At 67.1% G+C, this 23,601-nt stretch carries 22 protein-coding genes; 8 read left to right on the forward strand and 14 right to left on the reverse strand.

Features of this window, described 5'->3' with window-relative positions; all coding sequences use genetic code 11:
* Positions 1-782 precede the first annotated feature (782 nt).
* A complete protein-coding gene (locus tag DIE12_RS20990; RefSeq protein ID WP_124487047.1) occupies positions 783-1,934 on the reverse strand; it encodes a porin in 1,152 nt (383 codons plus the stop codon).
* Positions 1,935-2,507: 573 nt separating this feature from the next.
* Here DIE12_RS20990 and DIE12_RS20995 point away from each other — a divergent pair.
* The 3 genes from DIE12_RS20995 to DIE12_RS21005 all read left to right on the forward strand — a co-directional run bounded on the left by DIE12_RS20995 (position 2,508) and on the right by DIE12_RS21005 (position 5,417).
* Positions 2,508-3,545: an ABC transporter substrate-binding protein gene (locus tag DIE12_RS20995; protein ID WP_124487046.1), complete on the forward strand. Its 1,038-nt coding sequence runs from the start codon at positions 2,508-2,510 to the stop codon at positions 3,543-3,545.
* Positions 3,546-3,615: 70 nt separating this feature from the next.
* The gene (locus DIE12_RS21000; RefSeq protein WP_044848041.1) at positions 3,616-4,581 is read left to right on the forward strand and encodes a proline/glycine betaine ABC transporter permease; all 966 of its coding nucleotides are present in this window, start codon (positions 3,616-3,618) and stop codon (positions 4,579-4,581) included.
* A gap of 14 nt (positions 4,582-4,595) precedes the next feature.
* On the forward strand, positions 4,596-5,417 hold the full coding sequence (locus DIE12_RS21005) for a glycine betaine/L-proline ABC transporter ATP-binding protein (RefSeq protein WP_124487045.1): 822 nt from the start codon (positions 4,596-4,598) through the stop codon (positions 5,415-5,417).
* Between the two features lie 14 nt (positions 5,418-5,431).
* Here the strand turns inward: DIE12_RS21005 and DIE12_RS21010 are convergent, their stop codons facing one another.
* The gene (locus DIE12_RS21010) at positions 5,432-6,463 is read right to left on the reverse strand and encodes an NAD(P)H-quinone oxidoreductase (RefSeq protein WP_124487044.1); all 1,032 of its coding nucleotides are present in this window, start codon (positions 6,461-6,463) and stop codon (positions 5,432-5,434) included.
* A gap of 120 nt (positions 6,464-6,583) precedes the next feature.
* Here DIE12_RS21010 and DIE12_RS21015 point away from each other — a divergent pair, with 120 nt between their 5' ends.
* Entirely contained in the window at positions 6,584-7,483 is a 900-nt protein-coding gene (locus DIE12_RS21015; protein WP_124487043.1) for a LysR family transcriptional regulator, read from the forward strand.
* Positions 7,484-7,632: 149 nt separating this feature from the next.
* Entirely contained in the window at positions 7,633-7,932 is a 300-nt protein-coding gene (locus DIE12_RS21020; protein ID WP_124487042.1) for a barstar family protein, read from the forward strand.
* A 109-nt stretch (positions 7,933-8,041) separates the two neighbouring features.
* Here the strand turns inward: DIE12_RS21020 and DIE12_RS21025 are convergent, their stop codons facing one another.
* From DIE12_RS21025 to DIE12_RS21045, 5 genes are all read right to left on the reverse strand, one after another.
* On the reverse strand, positions 8,042-9,709 hold the full coding sequence (locus tag DIE12_RS21025) for a GMC family oxidoreductase (protein WP_124487041.1): 1,668 nt from the start codon (positions 9,707-9,709) through the stop codon (positions 8,042-8,044).
* 15 nt (positions 9,710-9,724) lie between these two features.
* A complete protein-coding gene (locus DIE12_RS21030; protein ID WP_124487040.1) occupies positions 9,725-10,942 on the reverse strand; it encodes a mandelate racemase/muconate lactonizing enzyme family protein in 1,218 nt (405 codons plus the stop codon).
* Positions 10,939-12,270: a nitrate/nitrite transporter gene (locus DIE12_RS21035; protein WP_185641021.1), complete on the reverse strand. Its 1,332-nt coding sequence runs from the start codon at positions 12,268-12,270 to the stop codon at positions 10,939-10,941. Before DIE12_RS21035 ends, DIE12_RS21030 begins: the two co-directional genes overlap by 4 nt.
* 128 nt (positions 12,271-12,398) lie before the next feature.
* On the reverse strand, positions 12,399-13,823 hold the full coding sequence (gene aldA / locus DIE12_RS21040) for an aldehyde dehydrogenase (protein WP_124487038.1): 1,425 nt from the start codon (positions 13,821-13,823) through the stop codon (positions 12,399-12,401).
* A gap of 336 nt (positions 13,824-14,159) precedes the next feature.
* Positions 14,160-15,098, reverse strand: coding sequence for a LysR substrate-binding domain-containing protein (locus DIE12_RS21045; protein ID WP_011356424.1), 939 nt, complete (start codon positions 15,096-15,098; stop codon positions 14,160-14,162).
* 221 nt (positions 15,099-15,319) lie between these two features.
* Here DIE12_RS21045 and DIE12_RS21050 point away from each other — a divergent pair, with 221 nt between their 5' ends.
* Positions 15,320-16,195, forward strand: a complete 876-nt coding sequence (locus DIE12_RS21050; protein WP_124487037.1) for a LysR family transcriptional regulator — start codon at positions 15,320-15,322, stop codon at positions 16,193-16,195.
* Between the two features lie 85 nt (positions 16,196-16,280).
* Here the strand turns inward: DIE12_RS21050 and DIE12_RS21055 are convergent, their stop codons facing one another.
* The 3 genes from DIE12_RS21055 to DIE12_RS38155 form a co-directional block, all read right to left on the reverse strand.
* On the reverse strand, positions 16,281-16,547 hold the full coding sequence (locus tag DIE12_RS21055; RefSeq protein WP_124487036.1) for a hypothetical protein: 267 nt from the start codon (positions 16,545-16,547) through the stop codon (positions 16,281-16,283).
* Between the two features lie 85 nt (positions 16,548-16,632).
* Positions 16,633-17,625 carry a hypothetical protein gene (locus tag DIE12_RS21060; protein WP_260427292.1) on the reverse strand — a complete coding sequence of 331 codons (993 nt, stop codon included), beginning with the start codon at positions 17,623-17,625 and terminating at the stop codon, positions 16,633-16,635.
* Positions 17,626-17,751: 126 nt separating this feature from the next.
* Positions 17,752-17,904 (reverse strand): hypothetical protein, encoded by a 153-nt coding sequence (locus tag DIE12_RS38155; RefSeq protein WP_185500415.1) that lies wholly within the window; start codon positions 17,902-17,904, stop codon positions 17,752-17,754.
* A gap of 221 nt (positions 17,905-18,125) precedes the next feature.
* On the opposite strand from DIE12_RS38155, the gene DIE12_RS21065 reads away from it, so the two are divergent.
* Complete coding sequence (locus DIE12_RS21065; protein WP_124521000.1) at positions 18,126-18,383, forward strand: type II toxin-antitoxin system ParD family antitoxin; 258 nt, start codon at positions 18,126-18,128, stop codon at positions 18,381-18,383.
* Positions 18,380-18,679: a type II toxin-antitoxin system RelE/ParE family toxin gene (locus DIE12_RS21070; RefSeq protein WP_185641022.1), complete on the forward strand. Its 300-nt coding sequence runs from the start codon at positions 18,380-18,382 to the stop codon at positions 18,677-18,679. Before DIE12_RS21065 ends, DIE12_RS21070 begins: the two co-directional genes overlap by 4 nt.
* Positions 18,680-18,836: 157 nt before the next feature.
* Here DIE12_RS21070 and DIE12_RS21075 read toward each other — a convergent pair whose 3' ends face one another.
* From DIE12_RS21075 to fae, 4 genes are all read right to left on the reverse strand, one after another.
* Positions 18,837-20,171, reverse strand: a complete 1,335-nt coding sequence (locus DIE12_RS21075; protein WP_260427293.1) for an MFS transporter — start codon at positions 20,169-20,171, stop codon at positions 18,837-18,839.
* A gap of 159 nt (positions 20,172-20,330) precedes the next feature.
* Positions 20,331-21,782: an NAD-dependent succinate-semialdehyde dehydrogenase gene (locus DIE12_RS21080; protein ID WP_124523431.1), complete on the reverse strand. Its 1,452-nt coding sequence runs from the start codon at positions 21,780-21,782 to the stop codon at positions 20,331-20,333.
* Positions 21,783-21,820: 38 nt separating this feature from the next.
* Positions 21,821-22,843 (reverse strand): aldo/keto reductase, encoded by a 1,023-nt coding sequence (locus DIE12_RS21085; RefSeq protein ID WP_124523429.1) that lies wholly within the window; start codon positions 22,841-22,843, stop codon positions 21,821-21,823.
* Positions 22,844-22,884: 41 nt separating this feature from the next.
* Positions 22,885-23,409 (reverse strand): formaldehyde-activating enzyme, encoded by a 525-nt coding sequence (fae, locus tag DIE12_RS21090; RefSeq protein ID WP_124520836.1) that lies wholly within the window; start codon positions 23,407-23,409, stop codon positions 22,885-22,887.
* Positions 23,410-23,601: the final 192 nt, after the last annotated feature.

A 23,601-nucleotide genomic window follows, 5' to 3' on the forward strand; every position in this document is an offset into this window, starting at 1 on the left:
GAGGATGTTTCTCCGGCGGCAACGACATGCGTGATCGAACGCAATGAAACTTCGGCAGCGAGGCCGCGCGCCGACACTCGATTGTCAATGTGCACGACGTCATGTCCCGCCGGCCGAACGACGCGGGGGCAGACCTCACGAGGCTAGTGCAGGCGGGCATCGAAAGCCAACCAGACAAACCCTTGCCCGCGTACGGTGGACGACGGACGTCACGGTTCTCCCTGTTTCACGGGGGCTTGCGTCAAAACCGAATGCACGTTTCGAGCCCGTGCGCGCAGGCTGCGCGGCGGATTCATGGCAGTGTTTTCCCGTGTTCCGGCGGGCGTTGTTCCGATCAGGCGATGCAGGGGGGCGACCGCCGTTGCCGGAGAGGCGATCGCGCGGAAGTCGCGCGTTCCCTTCCATCCGTGCGGCGCGTCGGTTGCGCGGGAAACGATTCGACGCGAGCGCGATCGTGCCGCGGCTCGTCGGCCGGCACGGGTTGAACGCGATCAGGTATCGGGAATACGGCTCGGGCTTGATGCCCGCGCGATACGTCGCGCTCGTCGTGCGGCATGGGCGGTGCCTGACGTCGAGGTGGCACGCAGCGTACCGGCGAATCGTGGGCGGTTGTCCTGTCAGCGTTGACCGGGCACACGCACGACCTGCGCCGAATCACGTTGCCTCGCGTCGTCGCGGCGCGAAACAAAAAACCCGCCGGCAGGCTGGTGCTTGCGGGCGGGCGAAGACACCTCGGGCCGAGCGGCGCGGGTGTCGCGTGAAGAACGGAGAACCGGGGTGCGTCAGAACTTGTGGCGCAGCGCGAGACGCACGGCCACCTGGTTCGACGTCGACGACGGCGCGTCGGTGCCGGGGATGAACGCATTGTCGAGGATCGAGTTCGTCTTGTCGCCGGCGATGTGCTGGTACGCGGCCTGCACGTACACGTCGGTACGCTTCGACAGGTTGTAGTCGGCCATCAGTCCGACCGAGTGGATCTTCGGCTTCGCGTCGCCGGTCGATGCGTCGTACTTCTCGAGCGACAACACGTACTGCGCGCCGACCATGAACGCCGGCGTGATCTGGTACGAACCGTTCACCTCGAAGTTCTGGTACTTGATCGCGCTGACGGTCGCACCCGGTGCGATGATCGCGCCCGGCGTGCCGAGGTAGCCATTGCCGGTCGGATTCTTGTAGTTCGAGTTCGTGTACGCGAAGCCGACCGTCGCGGGTCCGAACGTGTAGTTGATGCCCGCGCCGAACACGCGCATGCGCTCGGCGATGTAGCTCGCGTCGTTCGCGGTGATCGCACCGGCCGAGCCGTCGCCCGGACGGTTCGCCTGCAGGTAGGCGGCGCCGATCAGCAGGCCGTTGTTCTGGTATTGCGCGCCGAAGCTGTACGCGCGGTTGTCCGAGAAGTTCGTGCTGTTGCTGAAGCTGTATGCACCGCCGAACTGGAAGCCGCCGAAGTTCGGGCTCGCGTACTTCACCGTGTTGTCGAGGCGGAACGAGTTGTCGGTGTTGTCGTTGTCAAACGGGTGCGCGAGCAGGTAGCCGCCCCAGTTGCCGTTGGCCGTGGTCGGCGCGAGATAGTCGACCACGGAGTCGTACTGGCGGCCGAACGTCAGCGTGCCGTACTGCGTCTGGCTCAGGCCGACGTATGCCTGGCGGCCGAACATGCGGCCGCCCTGGTTGAGCCGGCCGGTGTTCACGTCGAAGCCGTTCTCGAGCTGGAAGATCGCCTTCATGCCGCCGCCGAGATCCTCGCTGCCCTTCAGGCCCCAGCGGCTGCCTTGCGCGTAGCCGCTCGCCATCTCGTAGACGTGGCCGGTGCCGACGTTGTTCGTGTAGTTCAGGCCTTCGTCGATCACGCCGTACAGCGTGACGCTGCTTTGCGCGAACGCGGGGGCTGCGAAGGTTGCCGTTACGGCGAGCGCCGTCAGGGTCTTTTTCATTGAGAGATCTCCGGGATATCCAGCTTCTTGTATCGGTTGTCGTGAGCGCGTCCGGCGAGGCGCGCCCCGTCATCCGGGGCGACCCGGCGCAGCGCGCGCGGCGCCGGAAGCGCGCGATGCGCGGCGGCGCGGCGACCGGCTGGGTCGGGTCGTGTCTCCTCCGATGACACCGCGCATTCTTCCCAAGCCGAAACGGATTCGAAAGCGAGTAATTTCGATGGATGGGATCGGGTTCGCCAATGGGGCGCGGCGGGTCGTTTCGACGGTCGAAACGGTGTGCGCGGCGCCGCGCTTCAACGCGGGGCGAGCGGTGCCCGAACAAGGCTCGACGCAGCCCGTTCCGGGCCGCGCGCGGGCCCGGTGAATCGGCTGAGAGGCCCGTCCGGCGGGCCATGCGAGGCACCCGACGATCGATTGGCGCTGCCGATTGCAATGATCGGAATTACTCGTTTCCCTAAACATATTGGTGGCTCGACCATGCAGCCTGACCGGACGTGGCTGGCTTCGCGATTTGCCGGTCGCCGCGCATGCCGCGACGCACAAACAACAGATTCGATTTGGAGACGACCCACCATGCAGATTCGACGACTGAAAACGGTCCTTCTCGCCGCCGCGGCGATCCTGTCCGCGCCCGCGGCCCATGCGGCCGGCGGCGCGTGCGCCGACGGCAAGACGGTCCATTTCGCGGGCATCACGTGGGAGAGCGGGTCGTTCGCGACCGAAGTGCTGCGGCAGATCATGGAGAAGGGCTACGGCTGCAAGACGGACGTCGTGCCGGGCAGCACGGCCGCCACCGAAACGGCGCTCGCGCGCAACGACCTGCAGATCTGGGCCGAGCAGTGGACGGGCCGCAGCGAGATCACCGCGAAGGCCGTTTCGTCGGGCGCCGTGAAGCTGATCGGCGACACGCTGCCGGGCGGCACGACCGAAGGCTGGTTCGTGCCCGACTACGTGGTGAAGGGCGATCCGGCGCGCAACATCAAGCCGGTCGCGCCCGGGCTCGTGTCGGTCGACGATCTGCCGAAGTTCAAGCAGGTGTTCGCCGACGAGGAGGAACCGGACAAGGGCCGCTTCCTGAACTGCCCGACGGGCTGGGACTGCGAGCGCGTGAACACGCGCCTGCTGAAGGTGCTCAAGCTCGACCAGTCGTACACGAACTTCCACCCGGGCACCGGTGCGGCGCTCGACGCGGCGATCGCGTCCGCGTACCAGCGCGGCGCGCCGATCGTGTTCTATTACTGGGGCCCGGCCGCGCTGATGGCGAAATACAAGTTCACCGCGCTGAAGATGCCGGCCTATAACGAAGCATGCTGGAAGACGTTGCGCGACGAGAGCAGCACGCACCAGTGCGCGTCGTCGTACATGGTGTCGCGGCTGACGGTCGGCGTGTCGAAGCCGTTCGCCGATGCGAATCCCGATCTCGTCGGTGTATTCGGCAAGGTGCGTTTCCCGATGGACTTCCTGAACCAGACGATCCTCGAGATGACGACGAGGAAGATCGACGGCGCGGCGATGGCCACGCAGTTCCTGAAGACCCGCCAGGACATGTGGAAGCAGTGGGTGCCGGCCGACGTCGCGCAGAAGATCGCCGGCAGCCTGAAGGGCGCGTAACCTGCGCGCGGCGGCGGGCCCGCGCCCGCCGCCGCCGTCACGCGCCTTCGCGGCGCGACGGAGAATCAACATGAACGGCTTCTTTCTGCACCTGTCGATCGCCGACTGGGTGAACAGCGCGCTCGAGACGTTCGTCGCGCAATACGGCGACAGCTTCCATCACTTCAGCGCGCTCGTGTTGCGCTACCTGCTCGTGCCGCTCGAAGGCGCGCTGCGCGTCGCGCCGCCGTGGCTCGTGCTGCTGGTCGTCGGCGCGATCGCGTGGAACGCGACGCGCCGCATCGGCCTCGGCGCGCTCTTCATGCTGCTGCTCTACGCGATCGGCTGCTTCGGCCTGTGGGACAAGCTGATGCAGACGCTCGCGCTGATGCTCGTCGCGACGGTGCTGTCGGTTGCGATCGGCGTGCCGGCCGGCATCCTCGCGTCGCGCAGCGCATGGCTGCGCCGGATGCTGCTGCCCGTGCTCGACGTGATGCAGACGCTGCCGAGCTTCGTGTACCTGATCCCGGTGCTGATGCTGTTCGGCCTCGGCAAGGTGCCCGCGATCCTCGCGACGATCATCTACGCGCTGCCGCCGCTGATCCGCCTGACCGATCTCGGCATCCGCCAGGTTGATCCGGACGTGACGGAAGCCGCGCGTGCGTTCGGCACGACGCGCTGGCAATTGCTCGTCAACGTGCAGTTGCCGCTCGCGCGGCCGAGCATCATGGCCGGCATCAACCAGACGACGATGATGGCGCTGTCGATGGTCGTGATCGCGTCGATGATCGGCTCGCGCGGGCTCGGCGAGGACGTGCTCGCGGGCATTCAGACGCTCGACGTCGGCAAGGGCACGCAGGCCGGCCTCGCGATCGTGATCCTCGCGATCGTGATCGACCGGATCAGCCAGGGCTTCGGCCAGGAGCGGCGCGCGCGCCGCCGGCTCGCACAGCAGCGCCGACAGAAGGGCGCGTCGCGCGTGCCGTACCGGCTGCCGCGCAAGGCGGAGTCGGCGGGCGTCGATTCGAATCAGGCGACGCAATCGTCGCGCGCATAGGAACGGAGGCAGACATGGCGACCATCGACGTCAAACACGTGTACAAGCTGTTCGGGCCGCAGGCCGCGCATGCGCGCGTGCTCGACCTGCTGCGCTCGGGCAAGCGCAAGGCCGACGTGCTGGCCGAAACGGGCTGCAACGTCGGGCTCAACGACGTGAGCCTCGGCATCGAGTCGGGCGAGATCTTCGTGATCATGGGGCTGTCGGGTTCCGGGAAATCGACGCTCGTGCGGCACTTCAACCGGCTGATCGAGCCGACGGCCGGCGAGATCGTGATCGACGGCAGCGACGTGATCAAGCTCGACGCGCACGGGCTGCGCGAGCTGCGCCGCTTCAAGGTCAGCATGGTGTTCCAGAACTTCGGGCTGCTGCCGCACCAGACCGTGCTCGACAACGCCGCGTATGCGCTGCGCACGCGCGGCGAGAAGCGTCACGACGCGGCCGAGGCCGCGCGCAACTGGCTGACGAAGGTCGGGCTCGACGGCTACGGCGATCATTATCCGGACGAGCTGTCGGGCGGGATGCGGCAGCGTGTCGGGCTGGCGCGCGCGCTGGCGGCCGATACCGACGTGCTGCTGATGGACGAGGCGTTCTCCGCGCTCGATCCGCTGATTCGCACCGAGATGCAGGATCAGCTGCTCGAACTGCAGGCGACGCTGTCGAAGACGATCGTGTTCATCACGCACGATCTCGACGAGGCGCTGCGCATCGGCGACCGGATCGCGATCCTGCGCGACGGCACGCTCGTGCAGGTCGGCACGCCGGACGACATCCTGTCGCGTCCGGCGGACGATTACGTGAAGCGGTTCGTCGAGAAGCGCACGAGCGTGAACTGACGCGTCGTGCCCGGTCAGGCCGCGCGGTGCGCGGCCGTCGTCAGCACGATCTTGCCGACGTGCACACCGGAGTCGATCAGCACGTGCGCGCCGCGCGCGTCGTCGAGCGGGAAGGTGCGGAACACCTGCGGTCTGACCGTGCCGGCTTCGACGTGCGGCCACAGGTGCCGTTCGAGTTCGGCGATGAGTGCGCCCTTCTCCTCCGGCGTGCGCGAGCGCAGCGTCGAACCGATGTGCGTGAGGCGCTTGGTCATCATCGGCCACACGTCGAGTTCCTTCGCCGGCCCGTTCAGCGCGCTGACCTGCAGGATCCGCCCGTTCATCGCCGCGGCCCGGTAATTGCGCGCGACGTAGTCGCCCGCGATGATGTCGAGGATCACGTCCACGCCCTTGCCGGCGGTGATCCTGTCGACTTCGGCGACGAAATCTTCTTCCCGGTAATGCACCGCGTGATCCGCGCCGAGCCGCAGGCTCGCGGTTCGATGCGCTTCCGAGCCGACCGTCGTGATGACGGTCGATGCGCCCATCGCCTTCGCGATCATCGTCGCGGTGGTGCCGATGCCCGACGCGCCGCCGTGGATCAGCACCGATTCGCCCGCCTGCAGCCGCCCGCGCTGGATCAGGTTCAGCCAGACCGTCAGGAACGTTTCCGGCAGCGCCGCGGCTTCGATCATGTCGAGGCCGGGCGGCAGCTTCATCGTCGTGAGGTGATGGGCGACCGCGTATTCCGCATAGCCGCCGCCCGTCACCAGCGCGCTGACCCGGTCGCCCGGCGCGAAGCCGCGCACGGCTGCGCCGGTCGCGACGACTTCGCCCGCGATTTCCAGGCCCGGGATGTCGGATGCGCCGGGCGGCGGGTTGTAGTGCCCCTTGCGTTGCAGCACGTCCGGGCCGTTCACGCCGGCGGCGTGAACCCGGATCAGCACTTCGTCGGCCTTCGGCCGCGGCACGGGGCGACGTGCGGTCGCCAGGACTTCGGGGCCGCCGGGGCGCGTGATTTCGACTGCCGCCATGTCGGCGGGAACGGGGGAGAGCGTATCGGACATGTTTGCCTCGAAAAGACTGGTGAGTGGTCGGTGAAAAAAGTATAGGCTTGGGCCTTGATGAATTCGCGCAGCGATTTTCACGACCACAGATGCAAATTTGCATCACACCGGAGAAACCGCTTGAACTGGGACGACGCACGCATTTTTCTCGCGATCCACCGCGAACGCAGCCTGCGCGGCGCCGCGCGGGCGGTCGGGCTCGACCAGGCGACGGTCGGCAGGCGGCTCGCGGCGCTCGAGCGCGCGCTCGGCGCGACGCTGTTCCTGCGCACGTCGGCCGGGTACGTGCCGACCGCGGTGGGCGAGGTCGCGCTGCGCAACGTGGAGAAGATGGAGCAATCGGCGATCGACCTGGTGCGGCAGACCCAGGGCGTCGACCGGCGTCTTGCCGGCGACGTGCGCGTGACGACGACCGATACGATCGGGCTCGAATTCGTGATGCGCGCGATGCGCGACCTGCACGACGAGCATCCGGACGTGCGCGTGCTGCTCAACACGTCGACGCAGGTGGAGAACCTCGCAAAGCGCGAGGCGGACATCGCGATCCGTACGATCAAGCCCGACAATCCCGATCTGCTCACGCGCCGGCTTGCCGCGTGGCCGACGGGGTTGTACGCGTCGGAGGAATACCTGGAGCGGCATGGCGAACCGGTGCCCGGCACCGGCTTCGAAGGACATGACCTCGTGTGCTTCCTGCCGCACCTGAATGCACGCGGCCCGCTCACGGTGGTCGGCGAGCCGGTGCGCGCGGGGCGGATCGTGTCGGGGCTGAATTCGAATCTGATGTTGCGCGCGGCGGCGCGCGCCGGGCTCGGGCTCGCCGAGCTCCCGGTGCCGATCGCGGAGCGCGACGCGCTGGTGCGCGTGTGGCCGGCGCGTACGTCCGCGCGTCCTTACGAAGTCTGGATGGTGACGCACAAGGACTTGCGGCATACCGCACGGATGAGCGCGATGATCGATCACATCGTGCGGGTGTTCGACGAGGTGGGCGTGCGGAGCGGGGCGCGGGATTGGAGGTGAATTGAAGTACGAGATGCGGTTCACTGCAGTGTGTCGACGATCTGCGGGATCGGCCCGGGCGGGTGTGACCTGTTCGATGCCGGCGAACCGGCCTTCGGGGCGTGAAAAACGAACGGCGGTAGTGATTTTCCGATGAACGAGAGGGCTCGATGAACCGATTCAGCGTGGACGGAAAAGCGCTTGGCGATTGGGCGAAGTTTCACGACTACTTCGCGAGCGAATTCGGATTTCCGGGTTACTACGGCCGGAACATGGATGCATGGAACGATTGCATGAGCGACTATTGCTACGAGCACGGCATAGTGTCGCTGCGGATCGACGATGCGGGAGCGTTGAAGGATCGCAATCCGGAGATATTCGCCGCGCTCGTCGAGTGCAGCGCGTTCATCAACTGGCGAGCAACGAAGGAAGGGGGCGACCCGTTGATCGTGTTGTCCTATTGGGCGTAGTCGTGGCGTTGACGTTGCGTTGAGTTGAGTCGCATCGTGAAGCCGATCGCCGGGCCGGCACGCAACCGCATCGCGCGCGCCTGCCCGCATCGTCGAGAACGCAGCCGCCTTAATGCGTGACCGTTTCCCGTTCGCTTGCTCTCACGGCAGCCGCGTCGCCACGCCCCGCATCCGCCAGAACCAGATCCGCGCCTTTCTCCGCGACCATCATCGTCGGCGCGTTGATGTTGCCCGACGTGATGTTCGGGAACACCGATGCATCGACGATCCGCAGCGCCTGCAGCCCGTGCACGCGCAACGACGCATCGACCACCGACGTCGCGGCGTCCGGCCCCATCGCGCACGAGCCGCACAGGTGGTAGATCGAACCCGACTGCTCGCGGAAATACTGCAGCATCGCTTCGTCGGAATCGACCTGCGGCCCCGGCGAGATTTCCTCGACGGTCATCGACTTCAGCGCCGGCGCGCGCATCAGCGCACGAATCACCTTGCTGCCCTGCACGGCCTCGTCGAGATCCTTCTGCGTGGTCAGCGCATTGATGTGGATCTTGGCGGCATCTTCCGCGCGGTTCGAGGCGATCTCGATCGTGCCGCGGCTCGTCGGCCGGCACGGGTTGAACGCGATCAGGAATCCGGAGTAAGGCTCGGGCTTGATGCTCGCGCGGTCGCTCTTCGGGATCCGGTACGACAGCGGGTTGAAGTAAAGCTGGATGTTCGGCTCCTGCGCATCGGCCGTGCCGCGGAAGAAGCCGCCCGCCTGGTTCACGCTCATCGCGAGCGGGCCGCGCTTCGTCAGCAGGTAGCGCAAGCCGATCTTCATCTTGCCGAGCAGGGTGCCCATCTCGTCGTTCAGCGTCGGCCGGTTCGCCTTGAAGTAGAAGCTCACGCACAGGTGGTCCTGCAGGTTGCGGCCGACGGCCGGCAGCGCATGCACGAGCGGCACGCGCCGGCGCGCGAGCAGCGCCGGATCGCCGACGCCCGACAGTTGCAGCAGCTTCGGCGTATCGACCGCGCCGGCCGCGAGGATCACCTCGCGCGCGGCGACGAGCGTTTCGTCGCCGTGCCCGCCCGCGATGACCACGCCGGTCGCGCGCGTGCCGTCGAACGTCACGCGCCGCACGAGCACGCCCGAGCGCAGCGTGAGGTTCGCGCGGTCCAGCGCGGGACGCAGGTACGCGAAGCTGCTTGAACAGCGTTCGCCGTGCTTCGTGTTCAGGTCGTAGATGCCCGCGCCCTCGAACTGCGCGCCGTTGAAATCGTCGGTGCGCGGCAGGTTCAGTTCGCCGCAGCCCTTCAGGAACTCGTGGACGATCGGATGCACGTCGGCCTTCATCGACGTGATGTGGATCGGCCCCGTCGCGCCGTGATGCTGCGGATCGGTCGCGCCGGCCGCGTGGGTTTCGAGCTTGCGGAAGTACGGCAGCACGTCGTCGTACGCCCAGCCCGGATTGCCGGCGGCCGCCCAGTCGTCGTAGTCGCTGCGCTGGCCGCGCACGTAGACCATCGCGTTGATCGAGCCCGAGCCGCCGACCACCTTGCCGCGCGGGCAGTACAGCTTGCGATCGGCGAGCTGCGCCTCGGGCTCGCTGTAGTACATCCAGTTGTAGCGGCGGTTGTAGTAGGTCTTCGTGAAGCCGACGGGCACCTTGAACCAGAACGACGCGTCGCGCTCGCCCGCTTCGAGCAGCAGCACCGAGTGCCGGCCCGATTCGCTCAGGCGGTTCGCGAGGATGCAGCCGGCCGAGCCCGCGCCGACGATGATGTAGTCGTAGCTCATGTCTGTCCTTTGCGCTCAGCCCTTCGCGGGAGCGAGATCCTTCACGTCGACGGGGCGTTCGCCCATCTGCAGGTGCAGCCGTTCGCCGGTGTACGGCGTGTGGCGCCTCACGACGTCCATGTCGAGCTCGATGCCGAGGCCCGGCTCGTTCGACGGGACGATGTAGCCGTCTTCCCAGCGGATCGGCGTCTTCACGACTTCGGCGTGGAAACCGCCCCACGTCATGATGCTTTCCTGGATCAGGAAGTTCGGCGTGCAGGTCGCGAGCTGGATGCTCGCGGCCGCGCCCACCGGCCCGTTGTACAGGTGCGGTGCGATCTGCGCGTAGTGCACTTCGGCGAGCGTCGCGATCTTCTTCGCTTCGAGCAGGCCGCCCACACGCGCGACGTTCAACTGCAGGATCGATGCGCCGCCCGCCTGCAGCAGCTTGTGGAATTCGTACTTGGTGGTCAGGCGCTCGCCGGTCGCGATCGGAATCGACGTGTGCTTCGCGACTTGCGCGATCGCCTCTTCCTGGCCGGGGGGCACCGGCTCCTCGAACCACAGCGGGTCGTATTTCTCGAGCCGCTTCGCGAGCCGGATCGCCGACGACGGCACCATCTGCCCGTGCGTGCCGAACAGCAGGTCGGCCTTGCTGCCGACGGCTTCGCGCACCTTGCGGCAGAACGTCTCGCAGCGGTCGAGCACTTCGAGCGACAGCTGGTGGCCCGAGTAGGCCGTGTACGGACCGGCCGGATCGAACTTGACGGCCGTGAAGCCGAGCTTCACGTTCTCGGCCGCGCATTCGGCCGCGAGGTCGGGATCGTCGTAGTCGTATTCGCCTTTCGCGTTCTTCGGGTACAGGTACGTGTACGAGCGCAGCCGCTCGTGGATCTTCCCGCCGAGCAGTTCGTACACGGGCTTGCCGGCGGCCTTGCCGATGATGTCCCAGCACGCCATTTCAAGGCCGCTGACGACACCCATCATCGTGAGATCCGGTCGCTGCGTGAAGCCGCTCGAATAGGCCTGGCGGAACAGCCGTTCGACGTGATGCGGGTCGCGGTTCAGCAGGTGCCGTTCGAACACGTCGTCGATGATCGGCGCCATCGCCTTCGGGCCGAACGTCGCCGAGTAGATCTCGCCGACGCCTTCGATGCCGTCGTCGGTCTTCAGCTTCACGAAGATCCAGTACATCCCGCCGACATGCGGCGGCGGCACGGCGACGATATGGGTTTCGAGCGAAACGATCTTCATGCGGACTCCTGGATACGGGAAAGGCGGTTGAGGCGGTATTGGAGGAACGCGGCCGCGCCCGCGCCGCAGAGCGCGATCGCAGCGATGTAGCCGAAATAGAGCTGGTAGCCGTGCGCGCCCGGCCAGGTATGCGTCACGTAGCCGTTGATCAGCGGCACGAACACGTCGGGCGAATAGCCGAGCACCGAGATCAGGCCGATCGCGAGGCCCGCGCAATGCGTCGGCACCTTGCAGTCGTCGAGCAGCGACCAGTACAGGCCGCGGATCGCATAGGTGAGGATGCCGATGAACAGCACGAGCACGACGAGCATCGCCTGCGGGCTATGCGCGGGTGCTGCGATCAGCCCGACGAGCGACAGCGCGGCGAGGACCAGCGCCCAGAACAGCACCGACACCTTCGAGACGCGGTCGCCGAGGAAGCCGCCGCCGATGCCGCCGACGGGGCGCATCCACAGCTTGAGCGTCGTGATGAAGCCGGCCGCCGTCGCGCTGAGCCCGAAATTGCCTTCGTGCAGGTAGGCCGAGAAGCTGTAGGTCGCCCAGAACACCTGGTAGCCGCAGAACACGATCGCGGCGACGAGCCACAGCTCGGGGATCGCCGCGAGCGTCTTCAGGTCGGTCAGCACGCTGCCTTTTCGGCGTTCCGTCACGGCCTTGCGATCGCCCGCGCCCGCCGGATCCTTCACCAGCGCGAGCAGCACGCCGAGCGCGATGCAGAAGAACGCGTACAGATGCACGACGAGCGTGAAGCCGGCCGCATCGGTGCCGCCGCGCGCCTGCGTCACGTAGGCGAACAGCGTGATCGCGATCGTCGCGAGCAGCGCCTCGACGAGCCCGCGGCCGCCGTCGAGCAGCCCGAAGAAACGGCCCTGTTCGTCGGGGCCCGCGATCATGTTCACGCGCTTGATCACGGCGGCCCAGAACGTGAGGCCGGTGGTCAGCCCCCAGCCGCCGAAGATCAGCACGAGCGTGTCGAACGACGGCCCGGTCGCGTAGACGAGCCCGAGCGCGCCCGTCGCGAGCAGCGAGAAGCAGATCAGCCAGCGCGGCGACAGGCGGTCGGCCAGCCAGCCGCTCGGCAGGTAGCTGACGAGGAAGATCGTGCCGAGCGACGAATACAGGTAACCGAGCTGCACGTCGTCGATATGGAAAAACTGCAGCATCGTCGGCTGGTACACCTGCCGCAGATACAGCATCGGGTAGATCGCGCCGGCGGCAATCACGAGCAGCAGCAGTTGCAGGTAGCGTTGCGCGCGGGAATGCTGCGACGCGTGAGCGTCGTCGTGCAGCACGAGCGACGCGGCGGGCGTCGACGGTTGAGTCGGCATGATGTCTTCCTCCATCAGGCGTCCTTGAGGCGGATGCCTGTAGGTTTTTTATGTTCTGGTGGGTCAGGGCGGCGCGCGGCGGGGTGTCGTCGCGCGCGCGCCGGAAACGGTGCTTGGGTGCGGCGGTGTCAGTACTTCATGACGACGAGGCGCGTCTGCGTGAATTCAAGCATCCCGTGCTTGCCGTCGTCGCCGCCGAGGCCCGAGCGCTTCCAGCCGGCGTGGAAGCCCTGGTACGGATCGGCCGGCGTGCGGTTCACGTACAGCTCGCCGGCCTCGATCGCGTTCGCGACGGTCATCGCGGTGCGGTAGCGCTCGGTATAGAGCACCGACGACAGGCCGAACTGGTGGTCGTTCGCCTGCGCGATCGCTTCGTCGATCGTCGTGTAGCGCAGCACGGGCATGATCGGGCCGAAGGTTTCCTCCTGCACGATCTCCATGTCCTGCCGCACGCCGGTGAGCAGCGTGGGCGGGTAGAAGAAGCCGGGGCCGTCGGGAATCGCGCCACCGGTTTCGAGCGTCGCACCCGCCGCGATCGCACGTTCGACCATCCCGTGGATGTGCGCGCGCGCCGATGCGCTGACGAGCGGGCCCATCCGCGTGGCGTCCTGCGCACGGTCGCCGATGCGCACGGCGGCCATCTTCTCCTTCAGCAGCGCGACGAAACGGTCGTGCACGCTGTCGTGCACGTACACGCGCTCGATCGCCGTGCAGAGCTGGCCGCAATGGGTCGTCTTCGACGCGACGAGCGTGGCGGCCGCGCGTTCGAGGTCGGCGTCGGGCTCGATGATCGCGGGCGTCTTGCCGCCGAGTTCGAGCGACGGCTTCGCGATGTTCGCCTTGCAATAATCGAGCACCTTGCGGCCCGCGTTCACGCTGCCGGTCAGCGTGATCATCCCGACTGCCGGGTGCGTGCACAGCGCTTCGGCCGTCGCGTGATCCATCGTCAGGATGTTGACGACGCCCGGCGGGAAGCCCGCTTCGTCGGCCGCCTTCGCGATCTCGAACGCGGACACCGGCGTGTGGTTGCTCGGCCGCACGACCACGGTATTGCCGGCGATCAGCGCGGGCGCGACCTTGCGCAGCAGCGTGTAGACGGGATAGTTGAACGGGATCAGGCATGCGACGACGCCGATCGGCTCGCGCTGCAGGAACAGGTTCTCGTCGGGCGTGTCGCTCGGGATGATCTCGCCCTCGATCCGGCGCGCCCACTCGGCGTGATAGCGCGTGATCTGGCCCGCGTAGACGGCTTCGTTCGACGCGTCCTCGATGCTCTTGCCGGATTCCTGCGCGAGCGCCGCGCCGATCTCCGGAGCACGCGTGGTCAGCGCGTCGGCTAAGCGGTGCAGGTACACGGCGCGCTCGGCGCTCGGCAGCTTGCGCCACGCCTTCTGCGCGGCGGCCGCGGCGTCGACGGCGGCGAGCGCGTCGGCCGGCGTCGCGGCCGGCACGTGCGCGAACGGCGCTTCGGTGGCGGGATTGTGGACCACGATGAACGCGTCGCTTTCCGGGGCGACGAAACGGCCGTTCACGTAGTTGCGTTCGGTGCGCATGAAGTGACTCCTCCGATGAATGCGGGCGGATCGCTTCGGGTGGCGACACGCGCGGTACGGGACAGAGGCCATTCTCTTCATGCGTTTAGCGCACGACAAACGACTTATTTTCGCGTCGAGCATGAGAAAAACGCACGTTACTCGTTCGATCGGCCGGAATCGCGCGTCCGGCAAGGCTGCCGTGGCGGGGGCCGGGAGCGGGACGGGCGGCGGCGGGGCCGCATTTTTCGACTGATCCGGATGCGCGCGCGAGCGGGAGCCGGTAAGGTGTCGGCCGCGGTTGACGCTTCGGCGCGGCGCGGGGCGGTCGGCTACGCTTGGGGCGCGGATCGTGTGCTAGGCCAGCGGCACTTGCGGCAGCGGCGACGACGGTTCGAGATGGCGCTTCGCGAGCCACACTTCCTGCTGCAGCCAGTCGCGGAACTGGACGATGTGCGGCAGGTTCGTCTGCTCGGGCCGCGTGACGAACCAGTACGACTGGTGGCCGTCGACGTGTACGTTGAGCACCTGCATCAGCTGCCCGGTCGCCAGTTCGCGCGCGACCATGTGGCGATCGGCGATCGTGATCCCGAGGCCGTCGATCGCCGCGCGGATCGCGTGGTCGAGCAGGTCGAATTCGTAGCCGCCGCGCGTGTCGACGTCGGCGATGCCGGCGGCCTTCAGCCAGTGCTGCCAGGTCAGGTAGCGCTGGTCGTCGGTGGCGAGCACGTGCAGCAGCGTGAAGCGGTTCAGGTCGATCGGCGCGCCGTCCTGTCGCAGCCGCGCATACAGCGCGGGCGCGCAGACGGCGATATGCTGCTCCTGCATCAGCAGTGCGTTGTCGAAACCGTCCCATTCGCCGTCGCCGAAGCGGATCGCGCAGTCGAGCACGCGCGATTCGCCGAGACTGTCGTGGATGCGGGTCGTGAGGCTCAGCTCGAATTCGGGATGCGCGTCGCGCAGCCGGCCGAGCCGCGGCATCAGCCAGCGCGCGGCGAAGGTGGGCGGCACGTTCGCGCGCAGGCGGTTCAGGTGGGTTTTTTCCTGCAGGCTGCGAACGGTCAGCTCGATCTTGTCGAACGATTGCTGCAGCGCGCGCAGCAGCACGCGGCCGGCCGCCGTCAGTTCGAGCTGGTGATGGCGGCGCTCGAGCAGGGTTTCGCCGAGCTGGCCCTCGAGCTGGCGAACCTGGCGGCTCACCGCGCTCTGCGTCACGTTGAGCAACTCGGCCGCACGTGTGAAGCTGCCGGTGCGGCCGGCCATCTCGAAGGCTTTCAGCGCGTTCAGCGCCGGCATCTTGCGTCTCACGGGGCGGTGTCGTGTCTGGTGCGGGATGCTTATTGTAGGCGGGCGGCGCGGGCGCGGGGACGATGAATGGATGCGACGGAGGGCGCGGGCCTCAGGGGCTTTTACGGCGCGGCGGTTGGCGCGCCTCGTTGCGACCGGGCTGCCCGCAGGATGGTCGGCGGCGCCGGCTCGCAACAGCACGAACGATACGAACGAAAGGGACACACATCATGCGACGCCTGCCATCGTTGATCGCGCTGCGATTTTTCGAGGAGACCGCGCGTCACCTGAGCTTCAACCGTGCGGCGGTTTCGCTGTGCGTGACGCAGGGGGCGGTGAGCCGGCAGATCCGGCTGCTCGAGGAGGCGCTCGGCGCGCGGCTGTTCGAGCGCGATCACAAGGGCGTGCGCCTGACCGATGCCGGCCAGCGGTTGCTGCCGTTCATCGGGCAGGCGTTCGATACGATCGAACGCGGCGTCGACGAAGTCGCCGCCACGCGGCCGGGTGCGAAGCGGCGCCTGACGGTGTCGCTGCCGCCGACGTTCGCGACGCAGTGGTTTTCGCCGCGGCTCGGCACGCTCGCGCAGGCGCTGCCCGACGTCGAGCTGTCGATCCGCACCGAGCCGGCCGACGACTGCCATTGCCACATCCGCTTCGGGCGCGCGGCGCGCGCGGGGATGCAGTCGGAGCTGCTGCTGATGGAGCGGCATGCGCTCGTCGGCGCGCCGCGTTATCGCGGCGATGCGCTCGACGTGCTGCTCGGCCGGCTGCCGTCGCTGCATGTGCTGCACGAAGGCAAGCGCCTGACGCTATGGGCCGACTGGTGCGAGCAGGCCGGCGTGCCGGTGGCGCGGATCGCCGACGGCATCGAGTTTTCCACGCTCGAACAGGCGATCCGCGCGGCGCGCAAGGGCGCGGGGCTCGCGGTGGTCGACCTGAACATGATCGAGGAGGAGATCGCCGAGGGCAGCCTCGTGCGGCTGTCGCCAGTGCAGCCGATCGGACCGTTCGGCTATTGGCTCGATGTCGAGCCGGAGAGTATCGCGGTCGAGCACGTGGTTGCGTTTGCCGCGTGGTTGCGGGGGCAGGCGGGGCGGCGGGGGTAGGGCGTGGTCGGGGCGACATGATCGTGTGCCGATACCCGTTGTCACGAGGTCGTGCGGATCGCCCCGGTCGCTGTCGTCGATTCTGTCAGAGAGTGTCACCAGCCGAGGAATACAAATCGGGGTCCAGGCCGAAGTGCATGAACGTTTCGCGGCCCCCGATGGCTCTGGCCTCGGCTTCCGAAATGATGGGTAACTTGCACTTCGACGGATCGATGCGTCCCACGTTGAAGACGGTTCTCGGCAGCGGCGCGGCGGGCGTGCTGATCGGCGGTGCGGCCAGTTCGGCGGAGGACGCACGCGCGAGATTGCGACGGAGTTCGTATGCGAGGAATTCTTCAAGGAGTCGTCGCATTTCCGCGCGCCGGACGACACGATTCCCGTTCGTCGTGCGCCTGCGTGCCGCTGACGGCCGCGCAATCCGGAATCGGGTTATCGGGCTATGCTTTTCTGGCATCGTAAATCCCCTTCTCGATCAAGTAATCGCGTAGCGCCAGCACGGATGCGCCATGCGATGCAACGTCGAATGTCATCCACCGATGTGATCCGGCGGCTCGCCAGAAGTCTCGTCCGATTCGAGTCGTATAAAGCATGCGTAGTGATCGAAGCGAGCCATCGGCCAGCCCGACCGGGTATCCCCGAAAGAACTGGAACAGCGCGGCTTCGTCTGCGTGCGCGCCAGGAATGGAAGCGTCGAAGCCGAACCTCGGCCACGCGTAGTATCCGTAGAGCCGCTGGCCGCCCGACTCCGGCGGCGCTTTGCGGCCGCCGATCGCGAAGGCGGTGATCCGGGCGATGCCCAACGTATCACATGCTTGAACGATTCTCCAGAGCATAGCCGCGCCGAGCCCGGCGGCTGCGCTGTCGACCAGATCGATTGAGCGAAGTTCGAGTACCTGCGAGTCGCCGGTTTGGAAGACGGATATCCGGTTTTCCGATTGGATCAACGTCGGGTGTGTGACGGAGAACGTCAGTCTGCCCGCACTGTCGAGATAGGCCTGTACGTCCGATCCGGACGGCGCGCCGCATAACGAAGCGAGCAACCCGTCAGGAACTTCGTCATCCATACCAAGCAATGCGGAGATGTCCAGATCGTTACGCTCGATCGCCAAGTGACCGTCGAAAAATGCCTTCTCGTACGGCAACGTATGACTGAGATCGACGGGTTGGGTAGACATGGCGGCCGGAAGAATGGAAAACCCCAGCATATCGCCGCGAATCCGCCGCGCCGAGTCCGCCGAACGGCCAACCGCGAGACGGAACGCCCGCCGTCCCGCCGGCCTTACGACCAGTCGAACGTCAGCAGCGCCGCGCGGCCGACCGGCTCGTATGGCCTGTTGCCCGGTGTAATGCGCGTCCAGTTCCTTGCGAAAGCCTGCGCCGTACGTGTCGGGCGGGTTCTCCGGATAGAAGTAGCGCGGGTCGCCGAGCAACGTATAGCGGTTGTTTTCGTCGAGCCGGAACCCGATCCAGTTCGCGCGCAGATAGTCGTTGTGGTGCGCGGCCGTGTCCTGTCCGACGACCCCGTCATAAGGTTCGACCGGGCTGAGCGGGTAGATTCAGCCTTCCCAATACGGATCGATCGCCGACAGGTCGATCGACACGAGCGGATGCAAATGGCGCGCGAGTGCGGCCTGGTGCGCGGCGAGGACGTCGGTGTCCGACGCATAGACCTTCAGGCCGGGTTGTGGCGTGACGATGTCTTCGATCATGATCGGTGTCCGCATGGTGAGCGTTCGGCAAGGCTTCACGAGTGAAGGCGGAAACCGGATGAATGCCGGCGCCGCAGCAGCCTGTCGGAATCAGGTTCCGTTCATCCGGCCGATCGGATGTGAAAGCATTCGCGCTGCCCCTCTGGAGATCGTCTTCTTGATAATAGTTGATAACCGGGATACGCTTCATGGATCGAATTCAATCCGTTCGGGAGGTCGACATGATCAGTGCGGAACTGGGCCAGCAACTGGAGGCTTATGTCGCGAAGCTGGTCGAATCGGGGCGTTACGGGTCCAAGAGCGAAGTGCTGCGCGAAGGCGTGCGCCTGATCCAGGATCGCGAGGCGCAACTGAACGCGCTGGACGCGGTGATCGCGCGCAGCCTGGCCGATGCGCAAGCAGGGCGCGGCGCCGAGGCGGCGGAAGTCTTCGATCGTCTCGAGGCGAAGTATCGGGCGCAGGCGGATCGGCAGGCCTGATCGTGCGCCTGCCCGATTTTGCGATTGCCGAACTCGAAGCGGTCGCCGATTACATTGCACGCGACAACCCGCAACGCGCCGTGACGTTCGTGCGGGAGATTCGCGACAAGTGCATGAGTCTGGCCGCGATGCCGCTGGCGTTTCCGCTGGTGCCGCGCTTCGAGCGTTACGGCGTGCGGCACCGCGTGTACGGCAACTACCAGATCTTCTATCGAGTCGTCGGCGATCCGCCGACGCGGATCGACATCCTTCACGTCCTGCACGGCGCGAGGGACTACGCGTCGATTCTGTTCTGAGCGAACGCGAGCATCTCATCGCGCCCGGAATGAGCGAGCCCGCCCACGACCGGGTGCGACAGAATCGCGCTCGGTGTCGCCGGCGCGCATCGGCGGCGAGTCGAGGCAAAAGCCTCGCGCGCGATGAAGCCGGCGGCCACGCAGCCCGCCACCCTCGTCAATGCCCCGACGCTTCCTCCAGCGTCAGATGCTTCGTCTCCGGCGCCCACGCGATGGACACGATCATCCCCACCAGCAACACGCCCGCGAGCGCGAACATCGTCGCGTGAAAGCCGAGCGTCGCGATGCCGGCCGGCAGCAGGAACGTGCCGATCGCCGAACCGAGCCGGCTGCACGCGATCGCGAGGCCCACGCCGCTCGCGCGCACTTCGGTCGGGAAGCACTCGGGCGGGAACACGCCGACGAGGTTGCTGAACGCCGACATCGTCAGCGTGAAGATCGCGAACGCGACGATCATCGCGACGGCCGCCGCCGACGGCAGCACCGCGAGCGCGACGAGCGACGCGCACGTCACCGCGAACGAGCCGATCAGGAAGCCGCGTCGCGACAGCCGGATCGTCAGCCAGATGCCGATCAGCGCGCCCAGCACGAGAAACGCGTTCAGCAGCAGGTCCGCACCGAAGCCTTCGGCGAGGCCGATCGTCTTCAGGATCGTCGGCAGGAACGTGTAGATCGCGAAATACGGAATCACGAGGCACACGAAGAACGCGCAGTTGAAAAGCGTGCGGCGGATCAGGTCACGCCGGAACAGTCGCGCGAAGCCGGCATTCGCCTGCGGTTCGGCCGAACCGTCGAGCATCACGTGCGGCCCGAAATGTTTCGCGACGATGGCGCGCGCTTCCTGCACGCGGCCCTTGCCGAGCAGCCAGCGCGGCGATTCGGGCGTGCCGATCCGCAGCACCAGCACGATCAGCGCAGGCAATGCAGCCGACGCGAGCAGCCAGCGCCATGCGTCGGGCGCGGCGTCGCCGTACGCGAGGCCGAGCACGTTCGCGGCGACATAGCCGAGCGTCCAGATCACGCTGAACGAGCCGAGCAGCGCACCGCGATGCTTGCGCGGCGAGAATTCGGCGAGGATCGCGTGGCCGACGGTGAAGTCGCCGCCCATCCCGAAGCCGATCAGCACGCGCAGCACGCACAGTTCGAGCGGCGACGTGACGAAGAACTGCGCGAACGCGGCCGCCGTGATGATCACGAAGCTCGTCAGGAAGATCTTCTGCCGGCCCATCCGGTCGGACAGCCAGCCGAACACGAGGCTGCCGAAGAAGATGCCGATCAGCGCCGAGCTGCCGATCATCCCCATCCAGAACGCGTCGATCGGCATCTGCCTGCCGAGCGCGGCGAGCGCATAACCGATCGTGCCGAGCGTGTAGCCTTCGGTGAAATGCGCGCCGAACGTGAGGCCGGCGATCTTCACGTGGAAACGGTTGAGCGGCACGTCGTCGAGCGCGACGGGGCGGTGCGGCGCCTCGGCGCCACGCGACAGCGGCAACGCGCGCGCGGTGCCGGATTGAACGTTGGCTGGGGTCAAGCTGCCTCCTGGATTGTCATGCGCGATGCAGCGGCCTGCGCGGGCAGGAATGCCCGCGAGCGCCCTGCAAGGCGCCGCGCGCCCGGGCGGCGCGCGGCGCGGGTCGACCGCGGGGAGCGGTCAGCGGCCGAGGCCGGCCATCAGCGTGTACTTGAGTTCCACGTATTCGTCGAGGCCGTACTTCGAGCCTTCGCGGCCGAGCCCCGATTGCTTGACGCCGCCGAACGGCGCGACTTCGGTCGAGATGATCCCGTCGTTGACGCCGACCATCCCGCTCTCGAGCGCACCCGACACGCGCCACGCGCGGCCGAGGTCGCGCGTGTAGAAGTACGCGGACAGCCCGAACGGCGTGTCGTTGGCCGCGGCGACGGCCTCTTCCTCGGTCGTGAAGCGGAAGCAGCCGGCGACGGGACCGAAGGTTTCCTCTTCGGCGATCAGCATGTCGGCCGTCATGCCGGTCAGCACGGTCGGCTCGTAGAACGTGCCGCCGAGCGCGTGGCGCTTGCCGCCGGTGAGCGCGTGCGCGCCCTTCGCGGTTGCATCGGCCACGTGCCGCTCGACCTTGCCGAGCGCCGCCTCGTTGATCAGCGGCCCCTGGTCGACCTCACCGGCGAGCGCGTTGCCGACGCGTAGCGTGCGCACGGCGTCCGCCAGCTTGCGCGTGAACGCGTCGTACACGCCGTCCTGCACGAGAAAGCGGTTCACGCATACGCAGGTCTGGCCCGTGTTGCGGAACTTCGACGCGATCGCGCCCGTGACCGCCGCATCGAGATCGGCATCGTCGAACACGATGAACGGCGCGTTGCCGCCGAGTTCGAGCGACAGCTTCTTCAGCGTGTCGGCCGACTGCTTCGCGAGCAGCTTGCCGACCCGCGTCGAGCCCGTGAACGACAGCTTGCGCACGACGGACGAGCTCGTCAGCGTCTCGCCGATCGCGACCGCGTCGCCCGACACGACGTTGAACACGCCGGCCGGCACGCCCGCGCGCTCGGCCAGCACTGCGAGCGCGAACGCCGACAGCGGCGTTTCCTCGGACGGCTTCAGCACCATCGTGCAGCCGGCCGCGAGCGCGGGGCCGGCCTTGCGCGTGATCATCGCGAGCGGGAAGTTCCACGGCGTGATCGCCGCGACGACGCCGACCGGCTCGCGCGTGACCACGATCTGCGAATCCGGCTTCGGGCTCGGGATCACGTCGCCGTACATGCGCTTCGCTTCTTCCGCGAACCATTCGAGAAAGCTCGCCGCGTACGCGACTTCGCCGCGCGCTTCCGCGAGCGGCTTGCCTTGCTCGCGCGTCAGCAGCTCGGCGAGCGCATCGCGATGCTCGAGCATCAGCTTGCCCCAGCGCTTCACGCGTGCGCCGCGCTCCTTCGCGGTCAGCGCGCGCCACGCAGGAAACGCGTGCGCGGCCGCGTCGATGGCGCGCTGCGTGTCGTCGGCGCCGCCTTTCGCGACTTTCGCGATCGTCTCGCCGGTCGCGGGGTTCAGCACCGGATAGGTCGCATCGCTCGCGCCATGCGATTCGTGCCATTCGCCGCCGATGTAATGGCCGGTCCTCAGAAATTCGTTCATGGTGTGTCGTTCCTTCAGTGCATCGGAGCCGCAGCCCTTCAGTCCGTTGCGAAGCTGCCCTGCGCCGGACGCGACGCGCGCGCGATGCGCTTGCCGGCCGTGTAGTCGTTGATCAGGTCGCACGGCGTGTAGTTGCGTTCCAGTTCGTGCAGTTCTTCCTCGGTGAGCTGCGTTTCGAGCGCGCCGAGCGCGCTGTCGAACTGCGCGACGGAATCCGCGCCGACCAGCATGCTCGCGACGCCGGGGCGGCTCAGCACCCACGCCTGCGCGATCTGAGCGGGCGCTACGCCGCGGCGCTTCGCGACCTTCGCGACCGATTCCGCGATCGCGAGCGACGCAGCGTCGCCATACATCTGCGCGGTGAAGAAGTCGGTCTGGTTGCGCGTGGATTGCGGCTCGCAGGTCAGCAGGCCGCGCGCGAGCGGGCTGAACACCGACACGCCGACGCCCTGGTCGATGCAGTACGGCACCATCTCGCGCTCTTCCTCGCGATACGCGAGGTTCAGCTGCAGCTGCATGTTGATCGGCTTGTCCCAGCCGTTTCGTTCGCAGGCCTGCATGATTTTCGCGAACTGCCACGTGTACATCGTCGACACGCCGATATAGCGCGCCTTGCCCGCGCGCACGATGTCGTGCAGCGCGCTCATGGTTTCCTCGACGGGCGTGTTCACGTCGAAGAAGTGCAGCATGAAGATGTCGACGTAATCCATCCCGAGCCGCTTCAGCGACCCGTCGATGCCGTCGAGCACGTGCTTGCGCGAATGGCCGCCCGCGTTCGGATAACTGCCCATGTCGTAGCCGACCTTGGTCGTCACGACGAGCTCCTCGCGGCGCGCGTTGCGCTTCAGGATGCGACCGACCACTTCCTCGCCGACGCCCGTCGAATAGAAGTCCGCGAGATCGATGAAGTTGACGCCGGCGTCGAGCGCGCGGCGCACGATCGGCTCGCTCTGCGCTTCGTCGAAGATCCAGGGCTTCCATTCGGGGGTGCCCATGTTCATCGTGCCGAGACACAGGCGGGACACCTTCAGGCCGGACTGGCCGAGGCGGACGTATTCCATGTTTCCTCCAGGTGCGGCCTTGTGTCGGCCGCTTGTCGTCGTCAGTTTTTCTTCGGGGTGTAGAACGGGTTCGACACGTCGCGCGCGGCGGCGAACACCGCATCGCGATGCGGCAGCCCTTCCATCGCGGCGACGATCGCGTTGCGGCACGCGCGATAGTTGTTCTCGAACACGGCATCGAGATCGTCGGTCTGCGGGTTCACCCAGTTCGCCGACACGACGACCCAGTCGTTTTCCGCCTCGGGCGGCAGCGTGCCGTTCTCGAGCGCTTCGGCCACGGCCTTCGCGATGCCGGCCTGCGACGCGCCCCACGTGGCGTTGCCGTGGAAATCGTTGGCGATCTGCGCCTTGTTGACGTACAGCGTGAGCGGCTTGGTCGGCACGCCCGGCTGCGCGATCACGACGAACGGCGCATGGCCGGCCGACGGCGTCGCGAGGGCCGTGGCGAACGCCTGGCCCGCCGGGCCGTTGCGCGGGCCGACCAGCACGTTGATGTGCGCGAGGTTGACGCCGGGGCCTTCGAAGCCTTCGCCGATGTAAAGCTGCCTGGGTTGAGATGCGGTCATTGCGGTGTCTCGTCGATTAGGTTGGGAGTGAGGCGATTGTGGTGGGCCGCGGCGCGGCCGGTGAATCGATGTTTTCTGATCGGGCTATGAGTTTTCGTCGTCTCCGGGAATGCCCTGGGCCCGGCGCGCGGAGGCCCGCCGGGCGGGCCTCGGCCGGCGTCGTGACGGCGGGCGGGGCGTGGTCGGCGGGTG

The sequence above is a fragment of the Burkholderia sp. Bp9015 genome (assembly GCF_003853505.1).
Taxonomy (GTDB): Bacteria; Pseudomonadota; Gammaproteobacteria; order Burkholderiales; family Burkholderiaceae; genus Burkholderia.